Source organism: Undibacterium hunanense, from assembly GCF_014284335.1.
GTDB classification, from domain to species: domain Bacteria; phylum Pseudomonadota; class Gammaproteobacteria; order Burkholderiales; family Burkholderiaceae_D; genus Undibacterium; species Undibacterium hunanense.
In genome coordinates, this window is sequence record NZ_JACOGF010000007.1 from 245,296 (window position 1) to 257,806 (window position 12,511).

Here is a 12,511-nt window from a genome sequence, read left to right on the forward strand (position 1 = left end):
GGATTGATCAGAACCCGGACAAGCTAACGCACCTCACATATCAGGCTACCCGATTTGTTTTCATTGCTGGCATTCTCCTGGCTGTTACCAGCCGGGAAGCTGACCGGCGGGCTGAACTGCATGCCTGGATTATTCGGCAACAGTACCGGCGGTTTCGAGAAGCTGACGGCATAGGCGAACTGTCCGGCTGACACCTCCAGCAAGCCGGCATCGTTTTTCAGGAAGATCGTCCCATCCAATACCTGGACATACAGGCCGGGCGGTCTGCCTGCACCCTGCGGATCATTGGCGCCTGATAATTCAGGCGGTACATATTCGGCAATGAAGGTGGTGCCGCGTATGCCTATCGATGCCGTTGGTGTATTCAGGCCAAATCTTTCCTTGTTGCGCTTGCCCAGAATACCGGTCACTGCACGCATGCCGCCCTTGATCAGGGTCATGGCAAAACCGTCATTAGCTGGTTTGTCTTCTTCGAAAGAAAACTGGTCTATGCGCAATTGCGTATTGGGACGCAGGGTGACTTCACTGTTATCGGCAAACTTGATACGGGCGTAGGTATCTTTTTCTGCAATCAGGATATCGCCCTGCTCGACCGTGGATTTCTGTGTCAATACCTTGACCGTACCATCAGTTTTCTTGACGAGCAAAGGCCCGCTCAGGTGCGTGACGGTACCCGCGACCTGGGCTGCGAAACTGAATGCGCAGCTCAGGCATAGCGACAACAGGAAAAGAAACTTAATTGCAGTACAGTTTTTTATCAGTAGCATTTTTTGATACTCCGTTATCACTTGTGCCGGCAATACTGCTTCTTTGTTCGAACCTGGTTTCACGACCTGAATCACCGTTGCCGCTCTCAAAGAAATTCGAGGAATTGGTGATGGCATTGGTAATGGACAGGGTCGAACTGATATAGCTGTTCAACGCAGCATTGATGGAATTGGTCAGCACATTGCCAGTCCTGATATCACCGATAGGCAAGACGATCGTGCAACCCAGCAAACCGGGATTGGCCGCACATTGCGCCAGTGTAGGCAAGACTGCCGAACAACCGGCTATCGCCGGGTTGGCTGCGCAACTGGACAGACTTGGCAATACGACATTGCAGCCGGTGGCAGCCGGTCTGGCGATACAGGCATTCAAGCTCGGCAATACAGCGCTGCAACCCGCCGCAGACGGCGCGGCAATACAGGCTGCCAGGGTAGGCAGAACCACACTGCATCCTGGCAAGGCAGGATTGGCCACGCAGGCACTCAAGCCTGGCAACACTGCCGTACATCCTGCCGTACCTGGATTGATGGTACAGACAGCCAGGGTCGGCAATACCGCCGCACAACCTGCCAGCGCAGGATTAGCCGTGCAGGCTGCCAGACTTGGCAATATCACGCTGCAACCGGGTGTAGAAGGTGCTGCAATACAGGTCGCCAGTGTCGGCAAAATTTGTGAACAACCCGGCAGACTCTGGTTGGCTACGCAACTGGCGATGCTTGGCAATACCACACTGCAGCCTGGCAATGTCGGTGTGGCGAGACAACTGGCCAGGCCCGGCAGAACGCTGCTGCAACCGGCCAGCGTTGGTGTCGCTATACAGGCGCTGATACTTGGCAAGACTGCACTGCAACCCGGCAAAGTTGGGCTGGCAATACAGGCCGCCAGTCCAGGCAGTATCACTGAGCAACCAGCCAGACCAGGATTGGCAATACAGGCCGTCAGCGTCGGCAGGACATTGCTACAACCTGCCAGTGTCGGTGTTGCTATACAGGCGGCAAGAGTAGGCAGGACCGCGCTACAGCCAGGCAGGCTCGGGCTGGCGGCACAAGCAGCCTGGGTGGGCAAGACTGCTGAACAACCAGACAAGCCAGGGTTGGCGATACAGGCACTCAGTGTGGGCAACACCACGCTGCAACCTGGCAAAGTTGGCGTCGCAGTACAGGCTGCCAGGCTCGGCAAGATATTGCTGCAACCAGCCAGTGTCGGTGTCGCTATACAGGCTGCAAGAGTAGGCAGAACCGCACTACAGCCGGGCAGACTGGGGCTGGCGGTACAGGCTGCCAGACTGGGCAAAACAGCACTGCAACCGGCCAAAGCCGGGTTCTGTGTACAGGCAGCCAGTGTAGGCAGGACCGCGCTACAACCCGCAAGAGAAGGATTGGCAGTACATGCTGCGACCGACGGCAATACGGCAGAACAGCCAGCAATATTCGGCGCGGAAATACAGGCCGCCAGGGCTGGCAGGATCACGCTACATCCCTGCAGCGTTGGTGTAGCCGTACATTGCGACAAACTAGGCAGCACCGCACTGCAACCACTGATGCCGGGGTTGGCAATACAGCTTGTCAGGCTTGGCAATATGACGCTGCAACCCGCAATCGATGGATTGGCAATGCATGAAGCCAGCGTCGGCAAGACCACACTGCATCCGGCAACACTGGGGTTGGCAATACAGGTACTCAGGCTGGGCAAGACATTGGCACAGCCAAAAAGGGAAGGATTGGCGATACAGGCACCGATAGTCGGAAGTACCGCACTGCATCCTGCGGTAGTCGGCGATGCACGGCAAGTCTCGACGCTGGGCAAGACCACGCTGCAACCAGTCAGGTTAGGGTTGGCAATACAGGCCGCCAGACTGGGCAATACTGAACTGCATCCGGCCAAAGTTGGTGTAGCAATACAGGCCGCCAGGCTAGGCAACGGTGCATTCAGAAAGGCTTGCTGGGTAACACTACCACCACTGACGGTACCAGAGATCAGAATGGCGTCGCCAGCTTTCAGCAAAATATTACCCGAGGTCGTCACCACACCAGTGGTTCCCACAGTGAGCTTGTCGGCAGTACTGCCGCTGGCACCCGCTTCCAGAGTAATATTGCCACCGTTGGCACTGGCCACAGTACCGTTGACAGTCAGGGGGCTATGCGCCACCAGGCTGATATTGCCCGCCTTGGTGCGCACGGCATCACCATTGTCCAGCGTAATGGCACCCACATTGTCGATGCTGATATTGCCTGTGCTGCCCGTAGAACTTTGCGTGACATTGCGCAAGTTCAGGGCACCGGTATTATTGATCTTGATATCGGTGTTGCTACCGGTATTATTTGCGAGCAGCAAAGGCACCTGGGTCTGCAAGGCTGTTCCATTACCGATACCATTGCCGGCAGTCGCATCCAGCGCCGCGCCGCTGATCAAACCGCCAGATTGTACGATCGCGCCGCCCGTTGCCGACAGGGTCACCGCACCAGTGCCTGCATTGATGGGGGCAGCAATACTGATATTGCCGCTATTGGCCGTCAGATAGACGTTACCACTGGTGTTGATGCCGTTCAGGCTATAGCTGCCGGCACCATTACCGCCAGTCAGATTACTTACATTGATGCCCTGGGTATTCACAAAACTGAAACTGCTTGCACTTTTTGCTGCCAGGTTGCTGACCGCATTCAGGCTGTTCAGTGTGATAGAGCCATTGGCACTTAATCCCAAATCCTGCACGGTAATGGCATTGAATTGCGTGATGTTCGACCCGCTCAACAAACCGATGCGTGTCGTGGTCAGGTGTTTGATATCGGTGGCGGCACTGGTATTGGTATCAGTGATACTGAGGACGGAAATTGGCCCCGATGCTTCTGTCACATTGTCACTACCGATAGAAATATTGGCCGCACTGACCTTGTACAGATTGGTCACTGCAAGACAGGGGGACGAACTACATGTGGCCGAACCGACAGTAATGGCACGCCCCACGGTATAAGGACGAACACCGAAATCGCCTGCGGTCACACTACCGGGGCCACCAAGCACCAGTTGATCGGCGACAAAACCAACCCTGGACGTACCGGCATTGACAACATCGGAAATCGTCAGGGTGCCGGTACCCGAGCTGACAGTCACAGGCTGATTATTGGTAGTAATACCGGGAATGGAAGAAACGTTGGTGACAGTCAGATTGCCGGAGTTGAAGATATTCAGGCCACCCGTTCCCTGGCCGCCAGGATTGAGGTCTGCAGCCAGTGAGCCGAAAGTATTGCCGGTATTGGTCAGACTGACCGCCCCCTTGGCCTGCACGGCCAGACTGCCGGTCACAATGGCGCTACCCGCTGCCTGACTGATGCCGGCATCAGACGTCAGTTTTACACTCGACGGCGCGTTGATACCGCTATAAGCATCCACGGTGGATACATTGATGGGATTGACCGAACGGTACAGGAAACTACCGGTACTGGACGAACCGGAAATAACGCCCGTAGTATTCGCTTCCGTCAGGGTAACGGCATAACCGCGCGCCTGCACCGAGCTTGCGCCATCAATAATGGCACCAGTCTGCTGCGAAATGATATTGCCGGAATTCAGGCTCAGCGAGGTACTGATATTTTGCAAAGCGCCACCAGCGCCAGAAGTCATGGGGCCCTTGATGTCGATACCGGCACCGCTCATGTTGCCGATACGCAGGCGCGCCGCCGTCACATTGTTCAATTCGGCAGCAGACAACTCCAGAGTACTGGTCAAAACATTTGTCGCACCTGTTGCCAGATGGATGGCACCCGCCGCATTAGAATCCAGCGTTGCAGTACCACTACCCGCATTGACCGTACCCAGCAAATCCATTTTGTCAGATTTGATGGAAATAGCAGCGCCAGAACTATTGATCTGCGTACCCGCCACTGTACTGGTCATGGCATTCGTATCGGTGGCCAGCAAGCTGATTGCACCGCCACCGCTATTAATATTGCCACCTGCCAGCAGATTGATGCCACCCTGACCATTGATCGTGATCACACCATTATTGGTAAGCACCGGTGCGCTGATATTCGTACTGGAGCCACTGGGAGAACTCAGGTAAATCGCCCCGCCTGCTGTTTGCTGCTTGATGCCATAGCCGGTAGCACCGACATCGCCAACCACCAGATTGGCGCCAACACTGGCAATACGGATATCACCGCTACCCGTATTGAGGGCATTCAGCCTGCTTGCCTGTACACCCATATTGTCAGTTGAGGTCGTCCCGTGCAAGCCATTCACGGCCGTCATCTTCAGGTCGTTGGCATAGATGGTCGTACCGTTTTGCTGGATAACATCCGCGCCTGTGGTAAGCGTGACATTGCCATTCGTTGAAGAATTGCCACGGGCATCGATGCCACCTGAACCAACATTGATGAGCCCTGTACTATTGACCAGAATATTGCCACCCACGCCTACCGTACCCGGGGTCGTCAGCAATGTCTTGAATGTGGTATTGCCACTGGCACTGGTACTGATCTGCGCGCTACTGGTGGTCAGTCTGGCGACTACAATATCGGCCGTCTGGGGTGATGCGCCAGTGCCGGTTTGCAGCGTGATGGTGCCGGTACCGGCTGCCCTTATTTCCAGATTGGGATCAGCGCCGGTCAGATTAATGCCACGGGTAGCGCTGACATCAGTGGCCGCATTGCGAGTTCTGAGCGTCAGGTTGGAATTGCTTGGCAGGGATATCTGTCCACCAAAAAAAGTACCACTGGTATCAATATAATTGGCAGCTTCCAGCACGATGTTCGTGCCCGGGGTAAGCCCCTGTAGTTCGGACTGAAATACAGTGGTCGGGCCGGCATCGGAAAAATTGATCGTGCCTATGCCTGAACCCTGAAAGGTGCCGACACCATCCGATGCACCGTCACCAGTACCACCGGCAATCGTGATGGAAGAAGGGTCAAGCAATAAGCTGCCGTTCTTGCCGCGTGCGGCACTGACATCCACTTTGGCATGAAAATCCAGGCTTTGCTTGCCCGATGTTTCGACAAAACCACCATTGCCACCTTGGTTACCTCCACGTGCAGAAATGCTGCCGTTGACACGTGTCACTTCATCCGACCAGACGATGACCTTGCCGCCATCACCACTCTTGCCAGCATTGGCAGCAATAGTCGCGTCGCTGCCGACAAAGGTGCGCTGCGCGTTCATGACACCGGCATTGTCGCCGTGATAATCGCCACCAACCAGGACCTGGCCACCACCAGTATCGCCGCTGGCATCCACTTTTGCGTTGCCGGCCAGCGCCACGCGTTGTCCCAGTATCTGGATGTCGCCGCCTTTACCGGCACCAGTCGCCGTAGTCAGGCTACCGCTATCGAGGACCGTATCCTGGCTGGCCTTGAAATATATTTTTCCATTCTCGCCAAGCACCGCTGTGTTGGCACTGACCAGCCCACGCTGATTAACCAGTGCACCGTAAATACCGATCTTGCCACCGGCTGCAATCACCTGCCCCAGATTGACAGCCTGATCCTTGCTGGCGCTGACCACTACCTGCACGTCAGGATTGGCGGAATCAACCAGTTTCACTGACTGGCCTGCAGCCAGCAAGATGTCGCCATTGGGAGACGTGATGATGCCGCTGTTTTCGATATCCGGCGCAATCAGATACACGTGTCCGCCTGCCGGAGTGGTAATGGCACCCTGGTTCGTAATCTTGCCTGCCTGTTCACCAGCAGAAAAGTTCAGCTTGCCGGCTTTGAAATCACTGTCGCTCATGCCCAGGCTGGACACGACCAGGCCATTCACATCCACCTGTGCACCCTTGCCGAACAGGACGCCGTTCGGGTTGATCAAAAATACCCGTCCATTCGACTGCAATGCACCCAGTATCTGTGAAGGGTTCTGGCCAGTAACGCGGTTCAATACCGCGCTATTCGAATTTTCCTGAATGAAGCGGGTAATGTCACCGGCATTGATGGAAAAGTCCTGCCAGTTGATGATGGCACCCGGCGTATTGGTAATCGTGAACAGATTACCGTCCTTGTTGAAAATCACCTTGCCATTGACCACTTGCGGCCCGACCGGATTGGCCATGCCGGGCGCGTGGCAAAAACAGGCCAGCAGCAAAGCTGGCAAAAGCTTTGGCAACAACTGCGGTAATAACTGTGGTAATAGCGTGGGTAAAGACCCGATGCGCCGGTTCGCCGCCAATGTGGATTCAGATTGAGCGAACATACTGATTTCTTTCCTCATGCTCTTCCTCACCAATCATTAATAGTTCACGCCAAGTCTGACATGCAAGCGCCTGTCATCTTTGCTCAGTTCATCAGGTGTTTTCAGGGATTTGCCATAATCCATTTGCAGCGACATGGCGCGCGACATCGCCAGCCTGACGCCTATGCCGACGCTGGCAAGGGAAGACGAACCAGGTTCGCCAGGCAAAGCCTTGTTACGCGACAGATGGGCGGCGTCATAAAACCCCAGTAACTGGCACTGCGTGAAACTGGCAGTAAAACTGGCGCACAGGTTGGGCGTATAAATCTCTGCACTGATCAGGGTGCCATAATCATTGGCCAGTGCACGTTCTGTGAACCCGCGCACGCTGCTGGCACCACCGGCACCAAACTGCTCGCCGGGAACCAGGCTATCCCGCGTATATTGGCCGCTCAACATCAGCTTCAGTTGCCATGCAGCAGGTAGTACGCGGCTGAAACCGACGCCATAACGGAAGATGGTGTAACCGGCAGTAGCACCACTGCGCACACGTTGAAAATCTTCGGTCTTGCCTTTTTCACCGCCAGGCAAATTATGCAGGGCGGTCAGGTAGGCACTGGTTTCGCCACCGGCAGAACTCAGTGTGCCGGAATACGTCAGGCTGACCGGATGCACAGTGACATCACTGCCCAGTTGTACACCAAGCAGTGAAACATTATTCTTGTAGGCCTTGTAATCAAACCCCAGGCTCAGGCGTGAATCAAAATCTTCCTTGCGGCCAAGGCTATAGTTATAACGGGCACCGACCACAGAACCGCGGCCACTGACTGCCAAGTCAAAGATGCCTGCAACTATCGAACCAGAATCAACATTTGAATAGCTGGCATACAGGTCTACCGTATCTCCCAGCTCATACAACGGCAAATGGTAGCCAACGCCAAACACACTATACTGGCTGGGTTTTTGCATGGTCGTTGTGTATTGCAGGCTGAGCACATCATCACGGCCACTGATATTGGCATGCTGGAACAATAAGCCCACATGGTTCTTGCCGGTATTGCTGTCACCAGAATTGTCCAGATTCGCACCGATGGTCCAGGGCTTGCTGTCGGTCACATTCAATACTGCATTCACTTCGCCCTCATCACTGGCGGTCTGGAACTGCAGATTGGTTTTCTTGGCGGGATTTTCATTCACTGCCTTCAAACTCTCAGACAGTTTTTTGACATTCGGTGTATCACCCTGACGCAATTGCGGCAGGCTGCGACGCACATTGGCCTCATCAAAAAACTTGTTGCCCTTGACGCTGACACTGCCTATGCGGGCCTGCACCACAATGAACTTGACCACGCCCTGATTCAACTCCTGCTCCGGTAACACCACCTGCACCAGGCTATAGCCTTTGTCGCGATAGGCTTTTTCCAATGCCTCCAGCGCTCTCTGCACATCGGCAAAACTGCGGCTCTTGCCAGTGAAGGGGGCCAATAAGGCATTGATCGCTGCTGGCGTCAGTAAATTATTACCCTTGACATCAAAACTGCTGATCTCAAAGCGACCAACGACGCTTTCAGTGTCTTGCGCTGCCAGCGGATAGCTCGCACCCAGGCCAATGGCAAATGCCAGGCAAACAGAAAGATGATGTGTGAAATGCTTGTTCTTCAACAGTCTCATACTAAGATTTCCCAGTTGCTGAGTCGTGCCATGCCAACAAGTTCTTGTCGCAGGAGGGATTGCATTCCCCCACACAGATAGTAGCGATCGAAAAATACTGCGGTGTTACATACAGCCAGTACGAACATACGGGCGCAGCTCTCCGGACTCTGGAATCAGAACATGCGCAAAAGAAATAGGCGACTTGCCTACTCAAGCGAAGTATCCTGCAATCCAATTCGGACCACAAGCGGAATGTTGCTATTTCTGACATCTCCTGCCCTGCCGTCAAATTGGACTTGATGTTTCTGCGTCTGCCGTGTTAATGCACACCAAGCACACTGACTTGCTTGCGCATTTGGTCAGCGCATTTATCCTGTTGCTGCATTTCAACAACTAAAGAAAATTCAAGCAGCATGACTTTTGTCATGCGCATACGCTGCTCTTGCATAAAATTGCTCAAAAGAAAAAAGCAAAGCTATACAATTCCTGCCAGCCGGGAACGAGGATAACCCCCGTCTATACGTGCCTAACAAAAAGTCAATCGCAGTAAACTGGTATTAGTGAATATGATGATGACAATCCTTCAGAATTTGTTGGGTTGCTCTCAGGACTCCCCCAAGAAGATTGAGATTTTTCAAGGGCGCGCAAGCGCCCTTTTTTTTCCATCCAGCCATCCGGATCAGCATGTCAACAAATACATCAAGATTGCTGTCACTAGACGCGTTTCGTGGCTTCACCATCGCCAGCATGTTCCTGGTGAATAATCCGGGTGACTGGGGCCACCTGTATCCGCCACTGGCCCATGCAGAATGGTCGGGCTGGACATTTACCGACTGTATTTTCCCTTTCTTCCTGTTCATTGTCGGTGTATCCCTGCATCTGTCGACCAATCAGAAAATCCTGGCGGGTTATGCACAAGGGCCTTTGCTACGACAGTTGCTGAAACGTGCCTGCTGGATTTTCCTGATTGGCCTGATGCTGAATCTGATCCCCAGTTTTGATTTCCAGTCCGTACGCATTCCCGGTGTATTGCAGCGCATTGCGCTGTGCACCATGCTGGCAGCGCCGCTGGTCATTTACTGCAACTGGCAACAGCAGTGCTGGTGGATACTCGCCTTGATGGCTCTGTATTCAATCATCATGCTGGGTGTCAGCGTGCCGGATGCAGATGGCAATTGGGCCAGGGCAGCACTCGAACCGGGCAAAGATGCCGGTGCTTACCTGGACCGCTGGCTGCTGGATGGCCATCTGTGGAAACGGGCAAAGACCTGGGATCCGGAAGGCTTGCTGAGCAGCTTGCCGGCAGTGGCCAGTGTCATGCTGGGAGTCCTGACCGGGCGTTATCTGTCGACCAGCCTGGACCGTGCAGTCAAGACCGCCTGGTTATTCACAGCAGGGCTGACTTGTCTGGGCCTGGGCCAAATACTGGACAGTGTGCTGATGCCTATCAATAAAAGCCTGTGGACACCTTCCTATAGCATCTTCATGACCGGCTGGGCCCTGATCAGCCTTGCCTGTTTTTACTGGCTGCTGGATGCGAATCCTTCTGTCCGTCTGAAAACTGGTATGGCCCGCCTGTGCCATCCGCTGGTCATGTATGGCATGAACGCGCTGTTTTTGTTTACCCTGTCTGGCCTGATCGCCAAGATGCTGGGGTTTATCCATATCAGTGCCGCCGATGACAGCAAGCCCAGCTTGCAAGCGGTACTGTATGCACCGATCAAGGCTTTGCCGCTGACGGCAGTGAATGCCTCTCTGCTCTACGCAGTGCTGTTCAACCTGATGATGTTACTGTTTGCCTGGGGAATGTGGAAGAAACGCTGGTTTGTGAAAGTGTAATGCAGTAGCATCTCAGGTCTTTCGCAGTTTTTGCATTTTTTTGGCGCATTGTCGCCTCCTTACGGCATCAGCATACGCATGTTTTCGTTTCAAAATTTTGCCTTCACGGCTTCTTCCCTGAAAAAGATCAGGCTTCCACTATTAGCCAGCAGCATGGCCGCCATGCTGCTGGCCTGTAGCACAGCACCAGAAAAACCACTGCCCATTGTCAAGGGCAATAAAACTGACCTGACTATCGTTCCGCAAAATGCGCCGGTCAATTTTCCGGTGATGCCGCGCGAAGCACCACCGTTGCCGCGTGAATTCCGGGCTGCCTGGGTGTCAACCGTCGCCAATATAGACTGGCCTTCACGACGCGACCTGAACAGCGACAAACAAAAGGCCGAAGCCATCACCATCCTCGACAATGCGGTGCAACTGAAACTCAATGCCATTGTCTTGCAGGTACGCCCGGCTGCGGATGCCATCTATCCATCCGGTATCGAACCCTGGTCAGAATTCCTGACCGGTGAACAGGGTCGTCCGCCACAACCGTATTATGACCCGCTGCAATTCTGGGTCGAACAGGCCCATGCCCGTGGGTTGGAGCTGCATGCCTGGTTCAATCCCTATCGCTCCCGGACTGCCCAATCAAAAAGTGTCCTGGCCAGTAACCATATCAGCCGGATAGCCCCGCAAGCCGTCAAGACCTATGGTGACTTGCAATGGATGGACCCGGGTGAGCCTTTCGCCATGCAGCAAACCCTGAACGTCATCATTGATGTCGTGCACCGCTATGACGTCGATGGCATCCATATTGATGATTATTTTTATCCTTATCCAATCAAGGCAGCGAATGGCAATGAGGTTGATTTTCCGGATGATCCGTCCTGGATAGCCTATCTGCAATCCGGTGGACGCATGGCACGGGCTGACTGGCGGCGCAGCAATGTGAACCATCTGGTGGAAACCGTCAACCTGCGTGTACATCAGGAAAAACCTTGGGTCAAATTTGGCGTCAGCCCTTTTGGCATAGGTCGCCCCGACCGGCTGCCAGCAGGCATCAGTGGCTTTAGCCAGTATGACAAGCTGTATGCCGATGTGGAATTGTGGCTGGCGAATGGCTGGCTGGATTACCTGGCGCCACAACTGTACTGGCCCATCGGTCAGGCGCCGCAGGCGTTCAAGGTCTTGCATGATTACTGGCTGGAACAGAATGTCATGGCCCGCCATGTCTGGCCCGGTCTGTACACCAGCCGTATCGACAATAGTGATAAATCCTGGACAGCAGACGAAATCCTGAACCAGGTCGATGCCATGCGCGAAAAAGGTGGTAACGGCCATGTGCATTTCAGCATGGCGGCACTGAACCAGAATCGCAAGGACATACGCAAGCGCCTGGCTGCCGAAAAATACACCTCGCAGGCGCTGATACCCGCCAGCCCCTGGCTGGACAAGAAACTGCCAGGCAGTCCGGTGCTGGAACTGAGTGAAGACAAGAAGTCACTACAGGTATCCATCCCCGATCCGGCGAATACCCGCCTGCTGGCAATCTGGAAGCGTACCGGCCAACAATGGCTGTTCAGCGTTGTCCCGGCCCAAAGCATGCGCCTGGACTTGTCAGATGACCCGCAGGCGGGCGCAATCAGGCAGATTACCGTATCGGCCATCAGCCGTACCGGTCAGGAAAGCATGCGTTCCAGTTATAGCCTGCCATAGCGTAAGCAAGGGCTGGTTTCCCCACCCGGCCACTGCTGGCCGGTTGGGATGCAATGGCCTGCCGAATTGCCTGAATTTTCAGCATCAGGTAAAAAACAGATATCAAAGTGTGGTTTTTAGATACGTTCTGCAAGGCGTGCCACGCACATTTTTTACGGCATTTTCCTCTGCGATCCGGGCAAAATCTGCGCCATGCTTGGGGAGGCTGACACAGTACCCAAACCCCATATCTTTTGGTTATCGCCCGTCATGAAATTTTCATTTGTCACCAGCGACCGCAAAACTCTAGTCTGGGATACATCAATAAATATTTATATCAATTTTGATCGTATTTCGTCGAAATTGCCCACAATTCAGCTTAAAAATCAATGTAGTTTGACCTCAAGGAGAG

At 54.1% G+C, this 12,511-nt stretch carries 5 protein-coding genes; 2 read left to right on the forward strand and 3 right to left on the reverse strand.

From position 1 onward, the window contains the following. Positions 1–23 precede the first annotated feature (23 nt). From H8L32_RS15375 to H8L32_RS15385, 3 genes are read right to left on the reverse strand one after another with little or no spacing between them, the layout of a single operon-like run. Entirely contained in the window at positions 24–767 is a 744-nt protein-coding gene (locus tag H8L32_RS15375; RefSeq protein ID WP_186948124.1) for a FecR family protein, read from the reverse strand. Next, a complete protein-coding gene (locus H8L32_RS15380; RefSeq protein WP_230412241.1) occupies positions 736–6,951 on the reverse strand; it encodes a beta strand repeat-containing protein in 6,216 nt (2,071 codons plus the stop codon). Before H8L32_RS15380 ends, H8L32_RS15375 begins: the two co-directional genes overlap by 32 nt. A gap of 36 nt (positions 6,952–6,987) precedes the next feature. Further along, a complete protein-coding gene (locus H8L32_RS15385; protein ID WP_186948125.1) occupies positions 6,988–8,601 on the reverse strand; it encodes a ShlB/FhaC/HecB family hemolysin secretion/activation protein in 1,614 nt (537 codons plus the stop codon). A 666-nt stretch (positions 8,602–9,267) separates the two neighbouring features. On the opposite strand from H8L32_RS15385, the gene H8L32_RS15390 reads away from it, so the two are divergent. Continuing rightward, positions 9,268–10,422 carry an acyltransferase family protein gene (locus H8L32_RS15390; protein ID WP_186948126.1) on the forward strand — a complete coding sequence of 385 codons (1,155 nt, stop codon included), beginning with the start codon at positions 9,268–9,270 and terminating at the stop codon, positions 10,420–10,422. 78 nt (positions 10,423–10,500) lie between these two features. After that, the gene (locus H8L32_RS15395; RefSeq protein ID WP_186948127.1) at positions 10,501–12,120 is read left to right on the forward strand and encodes a glycoside hydrolase family 10 protein; all 1,620 of its coding nucleotides are present in this window, start codon (positions 10,501–10,503) and stop codon (positions 12,118–12,120) included. The last annotated feature ends 391 nt before the right edge of the window (positions 12,121–12,511 follow it).

What these genes read in the sequence shown, in the direction of transcription:
- H8L32_RS15375 (WP_186948124.1), bottom strand. Translation starts at nt 767, where the DNA reads ATGCTACTGATAAAAAACTGTACTGCAATTAAGTTTCTTTTCCTGTTG.
- H8L32_RS15380 (WP_230412241.1), bottom strand. Translation starts at nt 6,951, where the DNA reads ATGTTCGCTCAATCTGAATCCACATTGGCGGCGAACCGGCGCATCGGG.
- H8L32_RS15385 (WP_186948125.1), bottom strand. Translation starts at nt 8,601, where the DNA reads ATGAGACTGTTGAAGAACAAGCATTTCACACATCATCTTTCTGTTTGC.
- H8L32_RS15390 (WP_186948126.1), top strand. Translation starts at nt 9,268, where the DNA reads ATGTCAACAAATACATCAAGATTGCTGTCACTAGACGCGTTTCGTGGC.
- H8L32_RS15395 (WP_186948127.1), top strand. Translation starts at nt 10,501, where the DNA reads ATGTTTTCGTTTCAAAATTTTGCCTTCACGGCTTCTTCCCTGAAAAAG.